Annotated in this window: 22 protein-coding genes and 1 tRNA gene; 12 read left to right on the top strand and 11 right to left on the bottom strand. The window is 64.6% G+C overall.

The genetic code is table 11. The features are described from left to right. Window positions 1–23: 23 nt before the first annotated feature. The 3 genes from cgtA to rplU form a co-directional block, all read right to left on the bottom strand. Window positions 24–1,244 carry an Obg family GTPase CgtA gene (gene cgtA / locus LDJ84_RS04960; protein WP_226045984.1) on the bottom strand — a complete coding sequence of 407 codons (1,221 nt, stop codon included), beginning with the start codon at window positions 1,242–1,244 and terminating at the stop codon, window positions 24–26. 159 nt (window positions 1,245–1,403) lie between these two features. Then, window positions 1,404–1,661, bottom strand: a complete 258-nt coding sequence (rpmA, locus tag LDJ84_RS04955) for a 50S ribosomal protein L27 (protein ID WP_017521622.1) — start codon at window positions 1,659–1,661, stop codon at window positions 1,404–1,406. A gap of 22 nt (window positions 1,662–1,683) precedes the next feature. Then, complete coding sequence (gene rplU, locus LDJ84_RS04950; protein ID WP_017521623.1) at window positions 1,684–1,995, bottom strand: 50S ribosomal protein L21; 312 nt, start codon at window positions 1,993–1,995, stop codon at window positions 1,684–1,686. A 242-nt stretch (window positions 1,996–2,237) separates the two neighbouring features. Between rplU and LDJ84_RS04945 the strand changes: the two genes are divergently transcribed. After that, complete coding sequence (locus LDJ84_RS04945; protein WP_024763078.1) at window positions 2,238–3,206, top strand: polyprenyl synthetase family protein; 969 nt, start codon at window positions 2,238–2,240, stop codon at window positions 3,204–3,206. A gap of 170 nt (window positions 3,207–3,376) precedes the next feature. Continuing rightward, complete coding sequence (locus LDJ84_RS04940) at window positions 3,377–3,601, top strand: hypothetical protein (protein ID WP_226045983.1); 225 nt, start codon at window positions 3,377–3,379, stop codon at window positions 3,599–3,601. Between the two features lie 231 nt (window positions 3,602–3,832). Here LDJ84_RS04940 and LDJ84_RS04935 read toward each other — a convergent pair whose 3' ends face one another. From LDJ84_RS04935 to LDJ84_RS04910, 6 genes are all read right to left on the bottom strand, one after another. Continuing rightward, on the bottom strand, window positions 3,833–4,450 hold the full coding sequence (locus tag LDJ84_RS04935) for an FKBP-type peptidyl-prolyl cis-trans isomerase (protein WP_024763076.1): 618 nt from the start codon (window positions 4,448–4,450) through the stop codon (window positions 3,833–3,835). Window positions 4,451–4,558: 108 nt separating this feature from the next. Next, the gene (locus tag LDJ84_RS04930) at window positions 4,559–4,855 is read right to left on the bottom strand and encodes a DUF6482 family protein (RefSeq protein WP_024763075.1); all 297 of its coding nucleotides are present in this window, start codon (window positions 4,853–4,855) and stop codon (window positions 4,559–4,561) included. Window positions 4,856–4,981: 126 nt separating this feature from the next. After that, a complete protein-coding gene (locus tag LDJ84_RS04925) occupies window positions 4,982–5,476 on the bottom strand; it encodes a TIGR00645 family protein (protein ID WP_017521628.1) in 495 nt (164 codons plus the stop codon). A gap of 204 nt (window positions 5,477–5,680) precedes the next feature. Next, on the bottom strand, window positions 5,681–6,022 hold the full coding sequence (locus LDJ84_RS04920) for a hypothetical protein (protein WP_024763074.1): 342 nt from the start codon (window positions 6,020–6,022) through the stop codon (window positions 5,681–5,683). 146 nt (window positions 6,023–6,168) lie between these two features. After that, the gene (locus LDJ84_RS04915) at window positions 6,169–8,676 is read right to left on the bottom strand and encodes a Lon protease family protein (protein WP_196912432.1); all 2,508 of its coding nucleotides are present in this window, start codon (window positions 8,674–8,676) and stop codon (window positions 6,169–6,171) included. Between the two features lie 96 nt (window positions 8,677–8,772). Beyond that, a complete protein-coding gene (locus LDJ84_RS04910) occupies window positions 8,773–9,096 on the bottom strand; it encodes a TraR/DksA family transcriptional regulator (protein ID WP_024763072.1) in 324 nt (107 codons plus the stop codon). Between the two features lie 229 nt (window positions 9,097–9,325). Here LDJ84_RS04910 and LDJ84_RS04905 point away from each other — a divergent pair, with 229 nt between their 5' ends. Together LDJ84_RS04905 and LDJ84_RS04900 are read left to right on the top strand one after the other, a co-directional pair. Next, complete coding sequence (locus LDJ84_RS04905; protein WP_038803701.1) at window positions 9,326–9,814, top strand: DUF3015 domain-containing protein; 489 nt, start codon at window positions 9,326–9,328, stop codon at window positions 9,812–9,814. A 61-nt stretch (window positions 9,815–9,875) separates the two neighbouring features. Beyond that, window positions 9,876–11,741, top strand: coding sequence for a DUF4105 domain-containing protein (locus LDJ84_RS04900; RefSeq protein WP_226045982.1), 1,866 nt, complete (start codon window positions 9,876–9,878; stop codon window positions 11,739–11,741). A gap of 13 nt (window positions 11,742–11,754) precedes the next feature. On the opposite strand, the gene rtcR is transcribed toward LDJ84_RS04900, so the two are convergent. Then, a complete protein-coding gene (gene rtcR / locus LDJ84_RS04895; protein ID WP_226045981.1) occupies window positions 11,755–13,356 on the bottom strand; it encodes an RNA repair transcriptional activator RtcR in 1,602 nt (533 codons plus the stop codon). A gap of 285 nt (window positions 13,357–13,641) precedes the next feature. On the opposite strand from rtcR, the gene LDJ84_RS04890 reads away from it, so the two are divergent. The 7 genes from LDJ84_RS04890 to LDJ84_RS04860 all read left to right on the top strand — a co-directional run bounded on the left by LDJ84_RS04890 (window position 13,642) and on the right by LDJ84_RS04860 (window position 19,939). After that, window positions 13,642–13,714, top strand: a tRNA-OTHER gene (locus LDJ84_RS04890). A gap of 352 nt (window positions 13,715–14,066) precedes the next feature. Then, a complete protein-coding gene (locus LDJ84_RS04885) occupies window positions 14,067–15,209 on the top strand; it encodes a slipin family protein (RefSeq protein WP_084358177.1) in 1,143 nt (380 codons plus the stop codon). A gap of 32 nt (window positions 15,210–15,241) precedes the next feature. Continuing rightward, complete coding sequence (locus LDJ84_RS04880; RefSeq protein WP_084358175.1) at window positions 15,242–16,462, top strand: RtcB family protein; 1,221 nt, start codon at window positions 15,242–15,244, stop codon at window positions 16,460–16,462. A 52-nt stretch (window positions 16,463–16,514) separates the two neighbouring features. Then, window positions 16,515–17,315, top strand: a complete 801-nt coding sequence (locus LDJ84_RS04875) for a nucleotidyltransferase domain-containing protein (protein WP_226045980.1) — start codon at window positions 16,515–16,517, stop codon at window positions 17,313–17,315. Next, the gene (rtcA, locus tag LDJ84_RS04870) at window positions 17,312–18,337 is read left to right on the top strand and encodes an RNA 3'-terminal phosphate cyclase (protein WP_196912429.1); all 1,026 of its coding nucleotides are present in this window, start codon (window positions 17,312–17,314) and stop codon (window positions 18,335–18,337) included. Before LDJ84_RS04875 ends, rtcA begins: the two co-directional genes overlap by 4 nt. Before the next feature lie 88 nt (window positions 18,338–18,425). After that, complete coding sequence (locus LDJ84_RS04865; RefSeq protein WP_196912428.1) at window positions 18,426–18,785, top strand: hypothetical protein; 360 nt, start codon at window positions 18,426–18,428, stop codon at window positions 18,783–18,785. A 122-nt stretch (window positions 18,786–18,907) separates the two neighbouring features. Next, window positions 18,908–19,939 (top strand): cytochrome-c peroxidase, encoded by a 1,032-nt coding sequence (locus tag LDJ84_RS04860; protein ID WP_084358167.1) that lies wholly within the window; start codon window positions 18,908–18,910, stop codon window positions 19,937–19,939. A gap of 158 nt (window positions 19,940–20,097) precedes the next feature. Here LDJ84_RS04860 and gdhA read toward each other — a convergent pair whose 3' ends face one another. Further along, window positions 20,098–21,432 (bottom strand): NADP-specific glutamate dehydrogenase, encoded by a 1,335-nt coding sequence (gene gdhA, locus LDJ84_RS04855; RefSeq protein WP_024763064.1) that lies wholly within the window; start codon window positions 21,430–21,432, stop codon window positions 20,098–20,100. 217 nt (window positions 21,433–21,649) lie between these two features. Between gdhA and LDJ84_RS04850 the strand changes: the two genes are divergently transcribed. Continuing rightward, on the top strand, window positions 21,650–21,946 hold the full coding sequence (locus tag LDJ84_RS04850) for a hypothetical protein (RefSeq protein WP_226045979.1): 297 nt from the start codon (window positions 21,650–21,652) through the stop codon (window positions 21,944–21,946). Window positions 21,947–21,983 lie beyond the last annotated feature (37 nt).

Here is a 21,983-nt window from a genome sequence, read left to right as displayed (position 1 = left end):
CAGAGAACTGACCACGCGCCCTATCAGGGCACGTAGAAGATTTCCGGACCGTCGCCGTCGTCTTCGTCATCCTCGAAATCATCGTCATCCGCATCGTCGGCATTCTTCAGGCCGGCGCGACGCAGGGCGCGAGCATCATCCAGCGCCTGCAGACGGGCGCGGGCCTCATCTTCGATGCGCTGATCCAGCGCCGCCAGGGCCTCGCCATAGGCCGGATCTTCTTCGATGCGCAGGGTGCGCTCGTCGAGGTATTTCATGATGTCCTGGCTCAGGGCCTCGGTGCCCTCGCGCTCCAGGGCGGAAATCACGTAGACCGGACCTTCCCAGCCCAGGCGATCCACCACTTCCTGCTTGCGGCGCTCCTGCTCCTCGGGCTCGAGGATCTGGTCCATCTTGTTCAGCACCAGCCAGCGATCGCGCTCGGTCAGCGCCGGGCTGAACTTCTCCAGCTCGTGGACGATGGTTTCCGCGGCATCGGCCGGGTCGCTCTCATCCAGCGGCGCCATGTCGACGATGTGCAGCAGCAGGCGGGTGCGCGCCAGGTGCTTGAGGAAGCGAATACCCAGGCCGGCGCCTTCGGCGGCACCTTCGATCAGGCCGGGGATATCGGCGACCACGAAGCTCTTGAAGCGACCGACACTGACCACACCCAGGTTCGGCACCAGGGTGGTGAAGGGGTAGTCGGCCACCTTCGGCTTGGCGGCGGACACCGCGCGGATGAAGGTGCTCTTGCCGGCGTTCGGCAGCCCCAGCAGACCGACGTCCGCCAGCACTTTCAGCTCCAGCTTGAGGTCGCGCGCCTCGCCCGGCTTGCCCGGCGTGGTCTGGCGCGGTGCACGGTTGGTGCTGGATTTGAAGCGGGTATTACCCAGGCCGTGCCAGCCGCCCTGGGCCACCATGATGCGCTGACCGGCAGTGGTCAGGTCGCCGATGATTTCCTGGGTGTTGGCATCGATGATGGTGGTACCGACCGGCACCGGCAGGACGAGGTCCTCGCCCTTGGCGCCGGTGCAGTCCTTGCTGCCGCCGTTCTCGCCGCGCTGGGCGTCGAAACGGCGGGTGTAGCGGTAGTCCACCAGGGTATTGAGGTTCTCGTCGGCCTCGAGGAACACCGAGCCGCCGTCGCCACCGTCACCGCCGTTGGGACCGCCTTTCTCGATGAACTTCTCGCGGCGGAAGCTCATGAGGCCGTTGCCGCCGTCACCGGCTTTCACGTGGATGGATACTTCGTCGACGAATTTCATTGCGAACGCCTCCCGCCGAGCCGGCGGGTTGAAAATAAGAAAAGGAGCATAGGATACAGCCAAGTCCGCGCAAACGCCCGAACCGACGGCACCTCGCCTGGAAACGCCAGAAACAAAAAAGCCCCGTCGCGAGACAGGGCTTTTTCAGTGAGAGCTCGCTTAGGCAGCGACGACGCTTACATAGCGACGGCCAAAGGCGCCTTTCACTTCGAACTTGATCACGCCGTCGACTTTAGCGAACAGGGTGTGATCCTTGCCCATGCCAACGCCGTAGCCAGCGTGGAACTGGGTGCCGCGCTGACGCACGATGATGTTGCCTGCTTTGACAGCCTGGCTACCGAACAGCTTCACGCCAAGGCGTTTGCTTTCTGAGTCGCGGCCGTTGCGGGTACTACCGCCAGCTTTTTTGTGTGCCATGAGTCAATTCTCCTAAAAGGAATTAGGCCTGGATGCCGGTGATTTTGATTTCAGTGAACCACTGGCGGTGGCCCTGGCGCTTCATGTGGTGCTTGCGGCGGCGGAACTTGATGATGCGCACTTTGTCGTGACGACCGTGGGAAACCACTTCTGCGGTCACTTTCGCGCCTTCTACCACCGGCAGGCCGATCTTGACGTCATCGCCGTTGGCGACCAGCAGAACGCGATCCAGATTGATCGCTTCGCCGGTGGCGACGTCGAGTTTCTCGACCTTGAGGAATTCGCCTTCGGTGACTTTGTATTGCTTGCCACCAGTAACAATTACTGCGTACATCTGGATGTCTCCGTTAGACCTGCTCACCCGACGCTTTATAGAAAGAGGAATCGGTCGGCATGGCTGCATGGGGCCGGAAAGGACGCCCGTGCAATTGCGTAAGGCAGGATATGCCAGGGAAGTTCGGGGCCGCGATTGTACGCAAAGCCCAGGTGCGGATCAAGCCCCATGGGGCCTTGCCTTGACAGCCCAAACAGCGGCACCTAGCATGCCGCGGCAATCTACGAGGAGCGCTGTCTTTAATGCAACCCCAGGCTTTCTATCGCGTGGTGGCGGACGACTTCACCGCCGTCGACGGCATCATCCGTCGCCAACTCACTTCCCGCGTTCCCCTGGTGGAAAAGATCGGCGACTACATCATCTCCGCGGGGGGAAAGCGCCTGCGCCCGCTGCTGGTGCTCCTGTCCGGCAAGGCCCTGGGCTATTCGGGCGACGACCTGAAGCTGCTGGCCGCCACCATCGAATTCCTGCACACCTCCACCCTGCTGCACGACGACGTGGTCGACGCCTCCGGCCTGCGCCGCGGCCGTGCCACCGCCAATGCCCAGTGGGGTAACGCGCCGAGCGTGCTGGTGGGCGACTTCCTTTATGCGCGCTCCTTCGAAATGATGGTCGAGCTGGGCTCCATGCCGGTCATGCGCATCATTTCCCAGGCCACCCGCGTGATCGCCGAAGGCGAAGTGCTGCAGCTGTCCAAGGTCCGTGACGCCAGCACCACCGAAGAAACCTACATGGAAGTCATCCGCGGCAAGACCGCGATGCTCTTCGAGGCCTCCACCCACAGCGCCGCCGCGCTGGCCAACGCCCAGCCGGAACAATCCGAGGCGCTGCGCCTGTTCGGTGACGCCCTGGGGATCGCCTTCCAACTGGTGGACGACCTGCTCGACTACCGTGGCGACGCCGCCAGCCTGGGCAAGAACGTCGGCGACGACCTCGCCGAAGGCAAGCCCACCCTGCCGCTGATCGCCACCATGCGCGATGGCACCCCGGAACAGGCCGCGCTGGTGCGCAAGGCCATCCAGCAGGGCGGCAGCCAGGACCTGGAAGGCATCCGCGCCGCCGTGGAAGCCGCCGGCGCCCTGGACTACACCGCCAACCTGGCACGCGAGTATGCCGCCCGCGCCATCGAGCACCTCAAGGCACTGCCGGACAACGAGTATCGCGCCGCACTGATCGAGCTCGCGGAATTCTCGGTCGCCCGCACGCACTGATCCGCCGTTTCACAAAGGCCCGCCCCGGTTCGCCGCGGCGGGCTTTTTGTTGCCTGCCCGTTGATCGGGAACAATAGATCGTCACCGGCGCGAAATTTTTTCCAATTCAGGCTTGCTATTGAGATAATAAGAATTATTCTCATTAAACGGTCTGCACGGAGGAACATGCCATGACCTACATGATCGACGCCTGGCTGGATCGCCCGCACCCCTATCTGCGCATCCTGCATCGGGACACCCGGGAAGTCTGCGCAGTGCTGGAGGAAGAGGCCCTGGATGAGCTGCGCGAACAGGGCGGCCTGGAGCTGTCCGAGCTCAGCACCAGCGAACCGCTGGTGCTCAAGGAACTGGTGCGCAACCTGTTCCTGTTCTGTTACGCCCGCGCACTGCGCTAGGCAAAAGCCTGTGAGAGCGAGCGTGCTCGCAAAGAGCTCCGCACCAACGTCACCAGGTTCGCGAGCAAGGTCGCTCCTACAAAAACGCGGGTGCACCTGAACGATTGTGGCGGCGCAGGACGCGTCGCCAGTGCTCCGTCGCCCGGGAGGCGGATGCACAAAGGGGCGCCGGAGCGCCCCTTTTCCTGCGGAGCGGCCAGGGATGGCACTCCGCAGTGAACCCTCGTGGGATCAGAGGATTTCCAGCAGCTCGACGTCGAACACCAGCACGCTGTGCGGCGGGATGCTGCCGACGGCCTGGCCGCCATAGGCCAGCTCGCTCGGCACATGCAGGCGCCATTTGCTGCCGGCGTTCATCAGTTGCAGGGCCTCGACCCAGCCGGCAATCACGCCGCCCACCGGGAATTCGGCCGGCTGGCCGCGCTCGTAGGAGCTGTCGAAGACGGTGCCATCGACCAGGGTGCCGTGGTAGTGGGTACGCACGGTGTCTTCGCGGGACGGCTTGGCGCCGTCGCCGCTGACCAGCACTTCGTACTGCAGGCCGGACGGCAGGACAGTGATGCCTTCGCGCTTGGCGTTTTCCACCAGGTACTCGCGGCCAACGGCGGCGGCGGCTTCGGCTTTAGCCTGGGCTTCGGCCTGCATGCGCTCGCGGATTACCTGGAAGCTGGCGGACAGGGCTTCGCCCGGAACACGGCTTTCGGCGCCGGCGTAGGCGTCGGACAGGCCAGCGAGGATGGCGTCGAGGGTCATGCCCGGGACCGGGTTCTCGCGCAGCTGGTCGCCCAGCTGACGGCCGATACCGTAGCTGACGCGGGCTTCGTCGGTGGAAAGATTGAGTTCGCTCATGGCGGCGCTCCGCTGGGGGTTCAAAAAAGGGCCGCCAGCCTAGCACAGATGCACCGCCGCCCCCACCGTGCGAGCCTCGCGTAGCGGGACGGGCCCAGCGCCCGGGACCTAATGCAACGGGATGGTCACGCCCGCGCCGATGTCGCGCTCATCGTCCATGCCGCACATCTCGTCGTGCACCACGGCATGTACCAGATGGAAGGGGACACTGGGTAGCGCCCGGAGCACTTCACGCGCGTGGGCAACGGAGCGCACGCTGATGACGTGCCCGGCCTCGTCCTGAACCGGATAGAAACGGGCTCCCATGCGTGCTTCCAGCACGTAGATATCCCCCTCCAGCGACACCAGGTTGATCTCGTCGATGTCGCCGGCGACGGAGCGGCTGGTCAGTTCCTGCAGATTCATGTGCTGCACCTCCTGCGGATTGATCCACGCGGAAAGTCTTGACCAGCAGGCGCTCACCGCAAGGTGAAAACGCAACCGCCCGTCCGTTTTGCAACGGCCGGGCGGCGTGGATGGCGCAGCAGGGCTTCAGTGGTCGTGGCGCGTGGCCTTGTCCAGGTAGCCCATGGCGAAAGCCGAGAGGACGAAGGTGAGGTGCATGATCACGTACCACATCAGCTTGTTGTCTTCGATGTTCTTGGCGTCCATGAAGATGCGCAGCAGGTGGATCGAGGAGATCGCCACAATGGAAGCCGCCACCTTGTTCTTTAGCGAACTGGCGTCCATCTTGCCCAGCCAGCTGAGCTTTTCCTTGCCTTCGTCGATATCCAGCTGCGACACGAAGTTCTCATAGCCGGAGAACATCACCATCACCAGCAGGCCACCGACCAGCGCCATGTCGATCAACGACAGCAGCACCAGGATCAGGTCCGCCTCGGCGATGCTGAAGATGCTCGGCAGGATGTGGAAGATTTCCTGGAAGAATTTGATGGTCAGCGCCAGCAGGGCCAGCGACAGGCCGATGTAGATCGGCGCCAGCAGCCAGCGCGCGGCATACAGGGAGTTTTCGACGAAGCGTTCCATGGTTCTCGCAGGAATGGTCGTTGGGAAAGGGGCGGCCGCAGTATAGCGGATGACCTTTGCGAGTTATCCCGGCTTTCTATAGATAAATATGTCTGTGGATAAATAGGTAGGCGGCCGCGGTATGAAACCGTAGCGCCCAGGCGCCCCGCGGCTTTCAGTGGATCGTGCAGGGACTGCACAGCTCCTCTCCCGGCCTTGAAAGCCTCAACCCTCGGGGCGGAACTGGAAGTTGCCGACATGGCGCGAGCGCTCGCCGTTCAGGCGGCGCAGTTCGCCTTGCAGGTGCAACTGCCAGATGGGGGGATCGTCCGCCACGATGTAGCCCTGCTGGGCCAGGCAGTCGGAGATCGCCTCGAGCACACCTTCGGCCACGAAAGGCCCGCAGAACGGGCCCTGCGCCTTGATGGCGGTGGGCTGCGCACCGGACATGCCGGCGGCGCACAACAAAGTCCAGAGTCCATTCTCTCCGGCCAGCGGCCTGATCTCGCACTCAATGCGCGTGGTCAGCCCCAGACAGGGGCGGATAAGGCAGAGGTTACGCGGCATGGCGGCACCCTCGCGGTTGTCCTGAGATTGAGACTACACCCAGGTTCTGACACGCGAAAGTGCGGATTTATCCGGCCATCTTGCGGGCAACGGCGTGAAAATGGCGCCGGTGGAATGTCCCGGCCGGCGCCCTGCCCTGGCCGTCCTCAGTCGGCGTCTTTCTTCTTGCGGGCGCGCTCTTTCTCTACGGGGGCTTTGTCCACCGGCACCTTCTCCACCTTCGGCTTGCTGACCAGCTTGGCGGCGACTGCCTCCTTCGCCGGCTTCTCCTTCTCGTCCTCATCCATGCCCAGCTCGGAAATTTCCTTCAGGCGTTCCACGACGCGGGCGTTGACGCTGCCCTTGGGGAAGTGGCCCTTGGCATCCGGCGCCCCCGCGGGCTCGCCGACCAGCAGGCTCAGCGCCTCGTCGGCCTGGCGCACGGCATAGATATGGAACTGACCGTTGCGCACCGCCTGCAGCACACGCTCGTCGAGCATCAGGGTGGCGACGTTGGCGCGCGGGATGATCACGCCTTGTTCGCCCGTCAGGCCGCGGGCCTCGCAGAGGCGGAAGAAGCCTTCGATCTTCTCGTTGACCCCGCCGACCGCCTGTACTTCGCCGAACTGGTTGATCGATCCGGTGATAGCGAAACACTGGCGCAGCGGCGTGCGCGACAGGGCAGAGATCAGCGTGCAGACCTCGCCCAGGGAGGCGCTGTCGCCGTCCACATAGCCGTAGGACTGCTCCAGCGCGATGCTCGCGGAAATCTCCAGGGGGAACTCCTGGGCGTAGCGGCTGCCAAGGTAGCCAGTAAGGATCATCACGCCCTTGGAGTGGATCGGCTGGCCGAGGTTGACCTCGCGCTCGATGTCGACGATGCCGCTGCCGCCCGGATAGACGGTGGCGGAAATGCGCGCCGGCATGCCGAAGGCCGAGTCGCCGACTTCCAGTACGGTCAGGCCGTTGCACTTGCCCACCGCGGCGCCTTCGCTGTCAATCAGGATGATGCCGGCGAGGATGTCGTCGAGAATCCGCGCCGAGACGCGACCAGTGCGGGTTTCCTTGGCTTTCAGGGCACGCTCGATGTGGCCCAGGTCGGTCACTTCCTGGCCGGCCAGCTGGCGGATGAAGTCCGCTTCGCTGACCAGTTGGAACAGGTCGCCGATGCGCGCGGAAAGGCGGCCCTGGTGTTCGGCCAGGCGGGCGCTGTAGGTGGCCAGGCGGGCCACGGCCTCACGGGTGAGCGGCGCCAGGCCCTCCTCCGAAGTGCGGGTCTTGAGCAACTGGGCGAACTGTTCGAGGCTGTCCTCGGCCAGCGGGATGTCCTCGTCGAAATCCACCAGTACGCGGAACATCTCCTGGAAATCCGGATCCAGGTCCTGCAGCGTGTAGTAGATCTGCCGCGAACCGATGATGATCACCTTGATGTGCAGCGGGATCACCTGCGGCGTCAGGCTCATGGCGGTCAGGCGGCCCAGTTCGGCCAGGGGCGACTCCATCTTCAGCTGTCGCGATTGTAGCGCGCGCTTGAGGGCATCCCAGACGAATGGCTCACTGAGCAGCTTCTCCGCCTCCAGCACCAGGAAACCGCCGTTGGCGCGGTGCAGCGCACCGGGGCGCAGCTGGCGGTAGCTGGTGTAGAGCGCGCCCTGGTCAGAGGCGTACTCGATACGGCCGAACAGGTTGTCGTAGGTCGGGTGAGACTCGAACACCACCGGCGCGCCACCGGTGGCATGGTGGGCGATCGCCTGGTTAGGCGCGTACTGCTCTTCCAGGCTCTGCTTGCGCTGCGGGTCGGTACGTTCGGAGTCCACCAGTTGGTCGACCACGGTCTTCAGCAGGTTGAGCTGCATGGCCTGCAGGTAGGCGCTGACCCCGGAGTTGTTGTTGTACTTCTCCACCAGCGGCGCCAGCAGCGGCTGCAGCGCGAGGGTGATGGTCTCCTCGTTGAGCTGGCGCAACTGGTTGCTGGACTCGCGCTTCCACTGCGGCAGGCTGGAGAGCTCCTCGTTGAGGTGTTCCTCCAGGTCGGCGATGTCGGCGTGGAAGCGCTCGCGCTCCTCTTCCGGCAGTTGGGCGAACTCGGCCTCATCCAGCGCCTTGCCGTCCTTCATCGGGGTGAACGCGATGTTGGCGCTGTCGCGGTACAGGGCGACTTCCTTCTCCAGCGCCAGGCGCTCGACGGTATCCAGGGCCTTGTCGTAGCGCTGGTTGAAGGCGCGATCGATGGCGCTCTTCTTCTGCTGGTAGGCCGGGTTCTCGAACACCGAGGGGAAGGTGGACAGCAGGTTGTCGATCAGGTGATCGATATCGGCGCCGAACTCGGCGGCACTGCCCGGTGGCAGCTCGATCACGCGCGGTTCGCGGGAGTCGTCGAAGTTGTTGACGTAGACCCAGTCGGCCGGGGTCGGCAGGCGCTTGCCCTCGGCCTTCAGGTAGCGCTGCACGAAGGAGAAGCGGCCCGTTCCGGGCTCGCCCATGACGAACACGTTGTAACCCGGACGCGGCATCGCCACGCCGAACTGCAGCGCCTCGACCGCGCGCTCCTGTCCGAGCACGCCCAGGAAAGGCTCCAGTTCTTCGGTGGTCTTGAAGGGAAACTGTTCGGGAGTGAAGGGACGGGTCAGTTCATCGGGCGCCAGGCGCAGGCCGGCAGCAACGGAATCGGGCATTGGAGGTCCTTGCTTCGAGCGGCGCGAGGCCGCGGAGATTCGTCCGCATTCTCGCGCCGCCCGCGCGCCACTGGCAAGGCAGTATTGGTGACAGTGTCAGTCCACTGCGTCGGCGCAGCGCAGGCAGTGCTCAGCGGCAGGAAGGGCACGCAGGCGCCGCTCCTCGATAGCCTCGCCGCAGCGCGCGCACTCGCCATAGGTGCCGTCGGCCAGGCGCAGGCGCGCCATGCCCACCAGGCGCATGCCCGCCTCCGCCTCGGCCAGCAGGGCGCGCAGGACATCGTCGTTCTGCCGCTGCTGGGCCTGCTCGGCGAAGTCAGGCGAGTGGCTGCGACCCAGGTCGCGGCGAATGGCTTCGGCACGCTTGGAATACTCGGCCGCCAACTGGTCCAGTGCTGGCCGCGGATCGAAATCGACCATGACTACATCCTCGCAAGGGGAACTGATTCAAGTGTGGTCGGTTCCAAGACTTCCGCCGCTGATGCCGATCAACAGCAAGCCATCCGAGCCCTTCAACCGGCCCCGGCCATACTGACTGCAGCAGCGGTTGCCTTGACACCCGCAAGGCATTGGAGAAAAGCTCTGGCAGGCGCTGTTTCGCTGTCAGCGACTGTTCAATGGTCCCCGACCTCAAAAAGAGAGAAAAACGATGAAAAGGATTCTGCTCGGTACCCTCCTCGCCACCGCCTCCCTGAGCGCTCTCGCCGATGCCCCCGGCAGCGACGGCTGCGGCTGGGGGAACATGCTGTTCAAGGGCCAGCGCGGCACTGCGACCCACGTCCTCGCCGCCACCACCAACGGCACCAGCGGCAACAACACCTTCGGCATGACCACCGGCACCAACGGCTGCCACACCAACGGCGCGCTGACCTATGGCGGCAAGCCGATGATCGTGCTCAGCAGCATGATGGACGAGCTGTCCGAAGACATGGCCAAGGGTGACGGCGAAGCGCTGACCACCTACGCCGTGGTACTGGGCGTGAAGCCCGAGGACCGTGCGCACTTCGCCCAGGTCACCCACGAGCACTTCGCACAGATCTTCAACAAGTCCGACGTCACCGCCGAGGACGTCTACGCCAACACCCAGGCCGTCCTGAAACAGGACAGCACCCTGGCCAAGTACGCCGAACAGGCCTGATGGCCAACACGAGCCCGCCCGCTCCGGGCGGGCTCACCCTTCCCTTCCAGTAGCCCATTCGATGCCCAAACGCCTGTTGCCCTGGATGGCGCTGTGCGCCTGCACCCCACTGCTGGCTTCGCCGGCGATCGACTCACAACGCCTGCAGACGCTGGCTGACGAACCCTACTGGCTGGCCCTGGGTCACTACGAACACGCCAAGCTCGGCGGTTGGCGCAGCTTCGTCGACGACCCGAAGTTCTTCCTCGCCAAGGACGGTGATCGCCATCCGCAATCGGAACTGGCCGCCACCGTGAAGGCCCTCTACGCCCCGGCCAGCCTCGGCGACAAGCATGCCCAGTGCGTCTACCCGGCGCGCACCCGCTGGCTGCGCCAGCAGTTGCAGCTCGATGACCTGCCGGCGGTCGAGTGCGAGGAATTCACCACCTGGTACCACGACATCAACCCGCACAGCGCCGTGCTGGTGTTCCCGGCCGCCTACCTGAACAGCCCCTCCTCGATGTTCGGCCACACCCTGCTGCGCATCGACCAGGCCGATGTCGACTCCGACAACACCGCCCTGCTCAGCTACGCGCTCAACTTCGGCGCCTACATCGAGGGCATGGACAACAGCATCCTCTACGCCTGGAAGGGCCTGATGGGCGGCTACCCCGGCCTGTTCGCCCTGGTGCCCTACCGCGAGAAGCTCTCCGAGTACAGCCGCCTGGAGAACCGCGACCTCTGGGAATACCGCCTGAACCTGACGCCGGAAGAAACCGCGCGCATGGTCGAGCACGTCTGGGAGCTGAAGCAGATCCGCTTCAAGTACTACTTCTTCGACGAGAACTGCTCCTTCCGCCTGCTGGAGCTGCTGGAGATCGCCCGCCCCGGCACCGAACTGACCGACCACTTCCCGCTCACCGCCATCCCCACCGACACCGTGCGCGCGGTGAAGGACGCAGGGTTGATCGACCGGGTGGACTATCGCCCCTCCCGCGAACGCGAGCTGCTGGCCCGCGGCGAACCGCTGAGCCACGACGAGAAAGTGCTGGCCCGCCACATCGCCGACGACGACAGCCAGCTGCAGAGCCCCGAGTTCGCCGCCCTGCCCCCTGAACGCCAGGCCCTGGTGCAGGACACCGCCTTCCGCCTGGTGCGCTACCGCGCCACCGGCCAGGAGCGCGACCAGTCCACCGCCTCGCGCAGCTACAACCTGCTCAAGGCAATCAACCGCAACCCGCCGCCCGCGCTGAACGTTGAACGCCCCGGCCAACCGGAGAACGGCCACGAGTCGCGCACCTGGCAGATCGGCGCCGGCAGCCGCGACGGCGAAGCCTTCGCCCAGTACGGCCTGCGCATGGCCTACCACGATCTCGACGACAACGCCTACGGCTTCCCGCTGGGCGCACAGATCGAGATCGGCCAGCTCAAGCTGCGCCAGTACGAAGGCAACCGCTGGCAACTGCAGCAACTGGACCTGGTCACCATCCGCTCGATGACGCCACGCAATGAGCTGCTGAAACCGCTGTCCTGGCAGGTCGCCGGCGGCTGGGAGCGGGTGATCGGCAAGCACAGCGACAACGACCACGACACCCTGGTCGGCCACCTCAACGGCGGCGCCGGCGGCAGCTGGAAACTGACCGACGATCTGCAGGCCTACGCCCTCGGCACTGCACGCATCGAGAACAACCCGGACTTCGCCGCCACCATCGCCCCGGCCATGGGCTTCGACACCGGCGTGCTGTGGAGCAACCCGCTGGGCAACCTCAGCCTCGAAGGCAAGGGCGACTTCTTCCACAACGGCGAAGTGCGCCGCACCCTGAGCTTCGGCCAGCAGGTGGAACTGGGCCGCAACCTGGGGCTGCGCCTGTCCGCCCAGCGCGAGTTCAGCCACGAGGCCAGCCCGCGCAACGAGGTGATGCTGGAGCTGCGCTGGTACCACTACTGAGGCGCATTGCGCCTCAGCCCCTCAACGACGCCCAATCCAGGCCGAAGCGCGCCAGGTACTTGCGCAGGCGATCGGCATCGTTGGGGTTCTGCTTTTCCTGGCGCGAGATGGCGAACAGCTGACGACCGGCGTCGGACAGGCTGCGTGCCTGCCGGCAGACGCCGATTACCGCTTCCAGTTGCAGGCGGTCGAACAGGTCCAGCGCCTCGGCGCCCTCCCCCAGCAAAGGCTGCAGCAGGCTTTCCGCCTGGGTGGCGCCCCAGGAGCGGCGTAGCCGGCCGATCTCTTCCTCGACCAGCGCCTCGTCGACCCGCCCGCTGTCGGCCAGGGTCGCCATGCGCGTGATGGACGCCGACAGCTCGCGGAAGTTGCCGCTCCACGGCGCCTGCGGCGAATTGGCGAAGGCCAGGTAGCGCATGCGCGCTTCGCGGTTGAAGCGCACCAGCCGGCCCTGCTCGCGAGCATGGCGCTCCAGCTCGAAATCGATGTTCGGCTCGATGTCCTCGCGGCGCCCGGCCAGGCCCGGCAGGTCGAAGGTCCAGAGATTGATGCGGGCGAACAGGTCCTCACGGAACAGCCCTTCGGCGACGCGTTCGCGCAGGTCGCGGTGGGTACCGGCGATCAGCTGGAAATCGCTGCCCACCTCGCGGTCCGAGCCCAGCGGGAAGAAACGCTTCTCCTCGATGGCCTTGAGCAGCATGGCCTGCTCGTCCAGACCCAGCTCACCGATCTCGTCGAGGAACAGCATGCCGCCGTCCGCCGCACGCAACAGCCCTTCGCGGGCGTTCTGCGCGCCGGTAAAGGCGCCTTTGGTATGACCGAACAGCGCCGACATCGCGCCATCACCGCGCAACGTCGCGCAATTCACCTCGACGAAACGCCCCTGGAACTGGTGCCGCGCGCGCTTGAGTTCGTAGATGCGGCGGGCGAGGAAGGACTTGCCGGCGCCGGTCGGGCCGATCAGCAGCATCGGCGCACGGGAGCGCCCGGCAACCCGCTCGATCTGTTCGATGGAGCGGTTGAATTCGGCGTTGCGCGTGGCGATACCGGACTTGAGGAACGCCAGGCTCTCCTCCTGCTCTCGGCGGAAGCGCGTGGCAATGCGGTCGTACCGCGACAGGTCGAGGTCGATCACCGCGACCGTCCCTTCCGGCTGCCGCGCCTCGTCCTTGCGCCGTGACGGCGAGGCCTGCACCAGCCGCGCAGGCAGGTAGCGCGCCTCGGTGAGGAGGAACCAGCAGATCTGCGCGACGTGGGTCCCGGTGGTGATGTGCACCAGGTAGTCCTCGTGCTCGGTATCGAAGGCATAGCCGCCGACGAAATCATGCAGCGCGCCGTAGACCTCCTCGAAGTCCCACGGGTTGCGTAGCGCCATCGGCTGCAGGCGCACCTCGGTTTCCGGAGAGATATGCCGCACGTCGGCGGCGATGTGCTCGGCCAGGCTGACATCCCGCGCATCCAACCCGTGGATCAGTTCCAGGCGGTCGATCAGCAGGTCCTGCTGCTGGCACAGCCCGACCGTGGGCCGCCACTTCTGCCAGCGCGCCGCACCCTTGCCGACGCGGTCCAGGGTTGAACCGAGGAAGCCGATGGCGACCGTTTTCTTGGCTTTCATCTTTTATCCATCAAGATAAACAACGATCTCAGAATATCCATAAATATCCATATCGACCAACCAGAGAAATCAGAAACACATGTGATAAAAATAAATAAATCGTTATTTATCAAAAAGTTATAAAAATACATCGCCCACCAAAAGCAAACCTGGCACGCCCCTCGCTATATCTCCCTCGACCGCATCGCTGATGCAGCCCACGGGCAGGGACTTTCACTCCCGCCGGTGCCCGAGCCCACCCCTGGTGTCGGCTTCGTGCATGCCGCTGCAGCAGTCACGGTCGATGGCGCGGTAGCTCAGCCTGGTAGAGCACTCCCTTTCGAGGGAACCGTCGCAGGTTCGAATCCTGCCCGCGCCGTTCGATAGCTCAGTCCGGTAGAGCAGCCATCGAAGGAATGGCCTGTCGCGGGTTCGACTCCCGCTCGAACACTGCCCTGTTAAGGCAGCTACTCATGAAGGCAACACCCCGCCGGTGGGCGACGGGACAGGCGCAAAGCGGCCAGGAAGGCCGGATATGCCAGGGCCCCGAAGCCACCGCCGGCCCGCCCGGTACGAGGACCGGGCCTGCGACAAGACACGTGCTGGCCGATGGATTCGGCGCAATGGACAGGAAGTCCGCAGTACCTGGCTCTCGCAGGCTCCCTCCTCGCCACCCGACGGGCCGGCGAACACCGGCACCCAAGGGCAAAGAAAAGAAGGAAGAGAACGAGATGAAACTGCTGAAGCGCTTTACCGTGAAGAAGAACGAACGTGGCCTGCTGTACTCCGAAGGCGATTTCCTGGCGATCCTCGAGCCGGGTATCCACCGCCACCTGGACCTGTACAACCGCCTGAGCGTGGAAACCTTCAGCCTGAACACCCCGTTGTTCGAGCACCGCCTGGCCGGCTACCTGCGCCAGTCCGAACCTGCGCTGGTCGAACGCTATTTCACCCGCATGGACCTGGCCGAGAACGAGGCCGGCCTGCGTTTCGAGGACGGCGTGCTGGTGGAGATCCTCGCACCCGGCAGCCGCCAACTGTACTGGAAAGGCCAGACCGAGCAGCGCCTGGAACGCATCGACCTGAGCCAGGAGTACCGCGTCGCACCGTCGCTGCTGCAGCAGATGCAGGGCAACCTGCGCGGCCGCAGCGTGATCGGCGCCGAGGCGCTGCTGGTAACCCTGGTGCCGGCCTACCAGGTCGGCGTGCTGAAGGTCGATGGCGCGGTGATCGAGTTGCTGCCGGCCGGCCAGTATGGTTTCTGGCGTTACAACCGCCAGGTGAGCGTGGAGCTGATCGATACACGCATCCAGGCGCTGGAGGTCAGCGGGCAGGAAATCCTCACCCGTGACAAGGTGAGCCTGCGCCTGAATCTGGCCGCCAACTGGCGTTACAGCGATGTGCTGAAGGCGTTTTCCAGCCTGTCCAAGCCGCTGGAGCACCTCTACCGCGAGCTGCAATTCGGCCTGCGGGCGGCGGTGGGAACACGCACGCTGGATGAACTGCTGGAAAACAAGCAGGTGATCGACGAGTCGGTCGGCGCCTACTTGAAGGAGCGGCTGCAAGGCACCGGCATCGAGGTCAACGGCCTGGGCGTGCGCGACATCATCCTGCCGGGCGAGATGAAGACCCTGCTGGCCCAGGTGGTGGAAGCGGAGAAAGCCGCGCAGGCCAACGTGATCCGTCGCCGCGAAGAAACCTCGGCGACCCGCTCGCTGCTGAACACGGCCAAGGTGATGGAAGACAACCCCACCGCCCTGCGCCTGAAGGAGTTGGAAACCCTGGAACGGGTGGCCGAACGAATCGACCGCATCTCGGTATTCGGCGGCCTGGATCAGGTATTGAATGGACTGGTAACGCTGAAGCAGGCCTGACAAGGGCCTGCTCGGCAACGAAGGAAACGGACATGAAAGAGAAAACCTTCCAACTGCTGGAAGTCGCCAACGGCAAACCGATCAAGCTCTGGACCCAGGGCGTGCCGGTGGAAGAAGACGCCAAGCAGCAACTGATGAACACCGCGAAGATGCCCTTCATCTTCAAGCACATGGCGGTCATGCCGGACGTGCACCTGGGCAAGGGTTCGACCATCGGCAGCGTGATTCCCACCAAAGGCGCCATCATCCCGGCCGCCGTGGGCGTGGACATCGGCTGCGGCATGATCGCCGCGCGCACCTCGCTGATAGCCGCGGACCTGCCGGATAACCTGCACGGCCTGCGCAGCGCCATCGAGAAGGCCGTGCCCCACGGCAAGACCTTCGGCCGCCGCGACCAGGGCGCCTGGGAAGACGTGCCCGAGCACGCCGACGATGCGTGGAAGGCACTGGCCGGGCGCTTCAAGGCGATCACCGACAAGTACCCGAAGCTGGAGAAGACCAACAACCGCAAGCACCTGGGAACCCTGGGCACCGGTAACCACTTCATCGAGGTCTGCCTCGACGAGGCCAACCGCGTCTGGTTCATGCTGCACAGCGGATCGCGCGGTGTGGGTAACGCCATCGGCAACCTGTTCATCGAACTGGCCCAGGCCGATATGCGCCAGCACATCGCCAACCTGCCCGACCGTGACCTGGCTTACTTCGAGGAAGGTAGCCAGCACTTCGACGACTACGTGGAAGCCGTCGGTTGGGCTCAGGACTTCGCCCGGCAGAACCGCGAGCTGATGATGCGCGCGGTGATCGCAGCGGCGCGGCAGGTGATCCGCAAGCCGTTCGAGGCCAGCCTGGAAGCGGTGAACTGCCACCACAACTACGTGCAGAAGGAACGTCACTTCGGTGAAGAGGTACTGGTAACGCGTAAAGGGGCGGTGTCCGCGCAGAAGGGCCAGCTCGGCATCATTCCGGGGTCGATGGGCGCCAAGAGCTTCATCGTCCGCGGCCTGGGTAACGAGGAAGCCTTCTGCTCCTGCAGCCACGGCGCCGGCCGGACCATGAGCCGCACCAAGGCGAAGAAGCTGTTCAGCGTGGAAGACCAGGTGCGTGCCACCGCCCACGTCGAATGCCGCAAGGACAAGGACGTGATCGATGAGATCCCGATGGCCTACAAGGACATCGACGCCGTGATGGACGCCCAGCGCGAGCTGGTGGAAGTGCTGCACACCCTGCGTCAGGTGGTGTGTGTGAAGGGATAAAGCGAGTCGGGCGCAAACCGCCCACCTCGACTGCAAGACAAGGAACAAGGACATGAACAAGGAAGACCGCCATCCACTACCCGACGCCATGCGCGAGCGAGTACTGGAGGAACTGACAAGACTGGAACAGGAGCACGACGTCACCGTGCTCTACGCCTGCGAATCAGGCAGCCGCGCCTGGGGCTTCGCCTCTCCGGACAGCGATTACGACGTACGCTTCGTCTATGTGCAGCAACCGGACTGGTACCTGCGTGTGGACGAGCCGCGCGACGTTCTGGAGCGCCCGCTGACCGACGAGCTGGACCTCAGCGGTTGGGAATTGCGCAAGGCGCTGCGCCTGCTGCGCAAATCCAACCCGACGCTGCTGGAGTGGCTGGACTCACCGCTGGTGTATCGCAGCGAATCGACGGCAGCCGAGGGCCTGCGCCGACTGGCGCAAGACTTCTACTCGCCCGCCGCTGCACGGGCGCACTACCTGTCGATGGCGAAGAAGAACTTCCGTGGCTATCTGCAAGGTGCGGAGGTTCGCTACAAGAAGTACCTCTACGTGTTGCGCCCGCTGCTGGCGGTGCGCTGGATCGACCAGGGCCTCGGCATGCCGCCGATGGTCTTCGAGACGCTGATGGAGGCAACGCTCGACGATGCCGCGCAGCGTGCCGAAGTCGAAGAGCTGCTGGTGCTCAAGCGCCAGACGGTCGAGGCCGAATACGGCCCGGCGCGCCCGGCCCTGCACCGGCTGATCGAGCAAGAGCTGCAGCGCGCGGAAAACCTCGGCGCGCCCCGCGGCGGTTGCCACAACACTGAACACCTGGATCGCTTCCTGCGCGAGCAAGTAAGGAAACACGAAAGATGAAAAGCGACCTGATCGAACTCGACGGCGCCGAAGGCGGCGGGCAGATCCTGCGCAGCGCGCTGAGCCTGTCGATGATCACCGGCAAGGCGCTGCGCATCGTCAATATCCGTGGCCGGCGCTCGCGGCCGGGACTGCTGCGCCAGCACCTGACGGCGGTGCGCGCGGCGGCGGAAATCTGCGGCGCGGCTGTGGAAGGCCACGAATTGGGCTCGCGCAGCCTGACCTTCCGACCCGGCGCGATTCGCGGCGGCGACTACCGCTTCGCCATCGGCAGCGCGGGCAGTGCCGTGCTGGTGCTGCAGACGCTGCTGCCCGCCCTGCTGTTCGCCGATGGCCCGAGCAGCCTGGCGATCAGCGGCGGCACGCACAACCCGCTGGCGCCACCGGCGGACTTCATCCAGCGCAGCTGGCTGCCGCTGCTGCGGCGCATGGGGGCGAAGGTGGACTTCGAACTGCTGCGCCATGGTTTCATGCCGGCGGGCGCTGGTGAACTGGCGGTGCGCGTGATGCCAGGTGAACTGCAACCGCTGCATCTGCCGGATGCGGGGGCCGAACGCTCACGCTCGGCCCGTGCAGTGCTGGCCGCCATCCCCGGCCACGTGGCGGACCGCGAACTGGAGAAGGTGAAGCGGCATCAGGATTGGCACGCCGCTTCCGTTCAGGTCGTCCGCCTGCCGGAGGATCAGGGGCCGGGCAATGCGCTGCTTTTGGAAATCGAGTGCGAGCATCTGAGCCTGGTGTTCTGCGCCTTCGGCCAGTCCGGCGTCAGCGCCGAGCGCGTCGCCAGCCAGGCGCTGCGCCAAGCCGATGACTGGCGCCGCAGCGGCACCAGCGTCGAGGAACATCTCGCCGACCAGCTGCTACTGCCCATGGCATTGGCCGGCGGTGGCAGTTTCACCACGCCGCTGCTGAGCGATCACCTGCTGAGCAATCGCGCGGTGATGGAGGTGTTCCTACCGGTGCGCATCGACTGCGAAGCACGAAAGGCCGGCGGCCAGCACATCCGCATCACGCCGGCTTGACGCTTTCCTGACTAAACGCCGGATAGAGTGCCGCCCAATCATCCAATCCGGTGCGTGTGCCCGCCCCTCTCGGCACACGGGAGTTGCCATGGCACAACGCGCCGCCCTCGTTTTGCTCTGCGTCGGCCTGCTTGCCGGCTGCGAAACCACCCACGAAACCCTTATCGCCCAGGGCTATCCGCCCGCCTACGCCGACGGCTATGACGACGGCTGCGGCAGCGGTCGCCAGGCGGCTGGGGCGATTACTGGTGAGTACCGCAAGAACGTGCCGCGCTACCTGGACGAACCCAAATACGCGCTGGGCTGGAACGACGGCTTCCAGCAATGCCAGGCCATGCGCATGAGCCAGGAACGCCAGCAGTACGAAGAACAGCGCAACAGCGACCGGGACCGCGATTGGGAGCAACAGAAGGACCGCGCGCTCGGCCGAGCCCTGCGGGAAAACTGAGACTGCGGCAACATTCCACAGACGGCATGAACGCCCGTTTGATTTCGGTCAAGCCGGCGGCTGGCGCGCTGACCTCTCCTTGGACTCGGAAAACACCGAAGCCTGAGAAAAGGAGACTCCACATGCAGCCCATCAAACTGACCCTGGGCAGCCTGCTGCTGGCGGTAAGCACGGCGGCAGCCCATGCCGATGCCGACCCCCTGCGCGACCAGGCCAACAGCATCTTCAAACCGATCCCCGAACAGCCCAGCGACAAGCTCGACCCGAACCAGGTCGAGCTGGGCCGGCAGTTGTTCTTCGAGCCGCGGCTGTCCGCCAGCCATGTGATCAGCTGCAACACCTGCCACAACATCGGTACCGGTGGCGCCGACAACGTGCCCACCTCCAAAGGCCATGCCTGGCAAAAGGGCGCACGCAACTCGCCCACCGTATTCAATGCGGTCTTCAACGTCGCGCAGTTCTGGGATGGTCGCGCCAAGGACCTGGAAGAACAGGCCAAGGGCCCGGTGCAGAACCCGGTGGAAATGCACAACTCGCCGAAAAATGTCGAGGCCACGCTACGCAGCATGCCGGAGTACGTCGCCTCCTTCGAAAAAGCCTTCCCTGGCGAGAAGCAGGCGGTCAGCTTCGACAACATGGCCCGCGCGCTGCAGGCCTTCGAGTCGACCCTGATCACCCCGGACTCGCGCTTCGATCTCTATCTCAAGGGCGACGAAACCGCCCTCGACGCGAAGGAGAAGAAAGGCCTGCAGACCTTCATGAGCGCCGGCTGCATCAGCTGCCATAACGGCGTGAACCTGGGCGGTCAGGCGTACTTCCCATTCGGGCTGGTGAAGAAGCCCGACGGCAAGATCCTGCCCACCGGCGACCTGGGTCGCTTCGAGGTGACCAAGACGCAGAATGACCAGTACGTATTCCGCGCTGCGCCGCTGCGTAACATCGCCCTGACCGCGCCGTACTTCCACAGCGGGCAGGTCTGGGACCTGGAGGAAGCTGTAGCGATCATGGGCACCGCTCAGCTCGGCAAGCAGCTCAACGCGGAAGAAATCGGCGACATCGTCGCCTTCCTCAAGACCGCCACCGGCAAACAGCCGAAGGTGGAATACCCACTGCTACCGACAAGCACGGCAACTACCCCGAAGCCAGAGGATTGAGCGCGAGCGTCAAGACCTCCTTGAGACCAACGGCCCCTCACCCTGAAGGAGATGACCGGGGTGAGGGTGATGCATAGGCACGGAGCTCATCTTCGGCCACCATGAGACCGAAAAGAAAAACGGGCCCATAGGGCCCGTTCTTCCTGCTGGTTGAGCGGTCAGACGACGCCCTGGGCCAGCATCGCGTCGGCCACCTTGACGAAGCCGGCGATGTTGGCGCCCTTCACGTAGTTGATCCGGCCATTCTCCTCGCCGTAGGCGACGCAGGCATGGTGGATGTTCTGCATGATGCCGTGCAGGCGCTGGTCCACCTCACCGGCGGTCCAGGCCAGGCGCATGGCGTTCTGGCTCATCTCCAGGCCGCTGGTGGCGACGCCGCCGGCGTTGGAAGCCTTGCCCGGCGCGTAGAGGATGCCGGCCTCGAGGAAGATATCCACAGCCTCCAGGGTGGACGGCATGTTCGCGCCTTCGGCCACGCAGATGCAGCCGTTGGCTAGCAGCGTGCGCGCGTCGTTGGCGTCCAGCTCGTTCTGGGTGGCGCAGGGCAGCGCGATGTCGCAAGCGAGCGACCACGGACGTTCACCGGCAATGAAGCGCAAGCCGGGGCCGGTCATCTCGCTGAGGCGGCCGCGACGGACGTTCTTCAGCTCCATGACTTCTTCCCACTGCTCCAGGGTCAGGCCAGCTTCAAAGAACAGCGTGCCTTCGGAATCGGACAGCGAGATCACCTTGCCGCCCAGCTCCATGACCTTCTGCGCGGCGTACTGGGCCACGTTGCCGGAACCGGAGATGGCCACGCGCTGGCCGTCGAAGCCGCTCTCGCGGGCCTTGAGCATTTCCTGGGCGAAGTACACGCAGCCGTAGCCGGTGGCTTCCGGGCGGATCAGGCTGCCGCCGTAGGACATACCCTTGCCGGTCAACACCGAGGTGAACTCGTTGGACAGGCGCTTGTACTGGCCGAACAGGTAGCCGATCTCGCGGGCGCCGACGCCGATGTCACCGGCCGGTACGTCGAGGTCCGCGCCAACGTGACGGAACAGCTCGCTCATGAACGACTGGCAGAAGCGCATGACTTCGGCGTCGCTCTTGCCCTTCGGATCGAAGTCCGAGCCGCCCTTGCCGCCGCCCATGGGCAGCGAGGTCAGGGAGTTCTTGAAGACCTGCTCGAAGGCCAGGAACTTCAGTACGCCAAGGTTGACCGAAGGGTGGAAGCGCAGGCCGCCCTTGTATGGGCCGATGGCGCTGCTCATCTGGATGCGGAAACCGCGGTTGACCCGCACTCGCCCGGCGTCGTCCACCCACGGCACGCGGAACAGGATCGCGCGTTCGGGCTCGACGATGCGTTCGACGATGCCGGCCTGCAGGTAATGCGGGTTGGCTTCGAGGAAGGGCCAGAGGGAGCGCAGCACCTCTTCCACCGCCTGGTGGAACTCGGGCTGATCGGGGTCGCGCCGCTTGAGGCGCTCGAGGAACGAGTCAACGGATTGCGTCATGTCTACACCGGTACTTTTCTGGTTATGTGATGCTTTTTGCCGGCAGACTCTAACAACCCACGCCGCACTCAGATAGTGCAGCGTGACGCCTTTATGAATCTTTATGGTGCAAAAATATAAATCCCACTTCTGCCGGACCAGCAGAAAACCAGATTTTTGTATACAAAATCAATAAGCATTTGCACTCAAACAACGCAACCCCTCCAGGATGATTCCGATGCACGCACGCCCCTTCGCGCTCCTCGCCGCTCTCACCTGTGCCTTCGCCCTGCCCGCCCAGGCGGCCATGAAACTGGGCAACTTCACCGAGTCCGGCGCCCTGGTGGTAGCGGATACATTCGATAGCGAAGTGATCCACAAGTCGAACTTCAGCACCGACGACCTGCAACGCATGTCGCGGCAGTTGGAGGAGCAGCAGCGCACAATGCAGGACCAGGCGCGGCAAATCGACACACTGCAGCGCCAGTTGGAGGAGCAACGGCGCACCCTGGACGATCTCAAGCGCAATCGCTGAATAAGGCACAGAAATGAAAACGGGGCCCGAAGGCCCC

Origin of the sequence: Pseudomonas sp. HS-18, assembly GCF_020401845.1 — a bacterium.
In the GTDB taxonomy this organism is placed as follows: Bacteria; Pseudomonadota; Gammaproteobacteria; order Pseudomonadales; family Pseudomonadaceae; genus Pseudomonas; species Pseudomonas nitroreducens.
Note: the sequence above shows the minus strand (reverse complement) of the source record. Positions and strands in the feature narration are given on the sequence as shown.

Bases quoted from the DNA above. Each gene is read 5' to 3' on its own strand.
- LDJ84_RS04945 (WP_024763078.1), top strand. From the start codon at position 2,238: ATGCAACCCCAGGCTTTCTATCGCGTGGTGGCGGACGACTTCACCGCC.
- rtcR (WP_226045981.1), bottom strand. From the start codon at position 13,356: ATGAAAGCCAAGAAAACGGTCGCCATCGGCTTCCTCGGTTCAACCCTG.
- LDJ84_RS04915 (WP_196912432.1), bottom strand. From the start codon at position 8,676: ATGCCCGATTCCGTTGCTGCCGGCCTGCGCCTGGCGCCCGATGAACTG.
- rplU (WP_017521623.1), bottom strand. From the start codon at position 1,995: ATGTACGCAGTAATTGTTACTGGTGGCAAGCAATACAAAGTCACCGAA.
- cgtA (WP_226045984.1), bottom strand. From the start codon at position 1,244: ATGAAATTCGTCGACGAAGTATCCATCCACGTGAAAGCCGGTGACGGC.
- LDJ84_RS04925 (WP_017521628.1), bottom strand. From the start codon at position 5,476: ATGGAACGCTTCGTCGAAAACTCCCTGTATGCCGCGCGCTGGCTGCTG.
- LDJ84_RS04850 (WP_226045979.1), top strand. From the start codon at position 21,650: ATGCACGCACGCCCCTTCGCGCTCCTCGCCGCTCTCACCTGTGCCTTC.
- LDJ84_RS04885 (WP_084358177.1), top strand. From the start codon at position 14,067: ATGAAACTGCTGAAGCGCTTTACCGTGAAGAAGAACGAACGTGGCCTG.
- LDJ84_RS04905 (WP_038803701.1), top strand. From the start codon at position 9,326: ATGAAAAGGATTCTGCTCGGTACCCTCCTCGCCACCGCCTCCCTGAGC.
- LDJ84_RS04875 (WP_226045980.1), top strand. From the start codon at position 16,515: ATGAACAAGGAAGACCGCCATCCACTACCCGACGCCATGCGCGAGCGA.
- gdhA (WP_024763064.1), bottom strand. From the start codon at position 21,432: ATGACGCAATCCGTTGACTCGTTCCTCGAGCGCCTCAAGCGGCGCGAC.
- LDJ84_RS04900 (WP_226045982.1), top strand. From the start codon at position 9,876: ATGCCCAAACGCCTGTTGCCCTGGATGGCGCTGTGCGCCTGCACCCCA.
- LDJ84_RS04910 (WP_024763072.1), bottom strand. From the start codon at position 9,096: ATGGTCGATTTCGATCCGCGGCCAGCACTGGACCAGTTGGCGGCCGAG.
- LDJ84_RS04880 (WP_084358175.1), top strand. From the start codon at position 15,242: ATGAAAGAGAAAACCTTCCAACTGCTGGAAGTCGCCAACGGCAAACCG.
- LDJ84_RS04940 (WP_226045983.1), top strand. From the start codon at position 3,377: ATGACCTACATGATCGACGCCTGGCTGGATCGCCCGCACCCCTATCTG.
- rpmA (WP_017521622.1), bottom strand. From the start codon at position 1,661: ATGGCACACAAAAAAGCTGGCGGTAGTACCCGCAACGGCCGCGACTCA.
- LDJ84_RS04935 (WP_024763076.1), bottom strand. From the start codon at position 4,450: ATGAGCGAACTCAATCTTTCCACCGACGAAGCCCGCGTCAGCTACGGT.
- LDJ84_RS04865 (WP_196912428.1), top strand. From the start codon at position 18,426: ATGGCACAACGCGCCGCCCTCGTTTTGCTCTGCGTCGGCCTGCTTGCC.
- LDJ84_RS04920 (WP_024763074.1), bottom strand. From the start codon at position 6,022: ATGCCGCGTAACCTCTGCCTTATCCGCCCCTGTCTGGGGCTGACCACG.
- rtcA (WP_196912429.1), top strand. From the start codon at position 17,312: ATGAAAAGCGACCTGATCGAACTCGACGGCGCCGAAGGCGGCGGGCAG.
- LDJ84_RS04860 (WP_084358167.1), top strand. From the start codon at position 18,908: ATGCAGCCCATCAAACTGACCCTGGGCAGCCTGCTGCTGGCGGTAAGC.
- LDJ84_RS04930 (WP_024763075.1), bottom strand. From the start codon at position 4,855: ATGAATCTGCAGGAACTGACCAGCCGCTCCGTCGCCGGCGACATCGAC.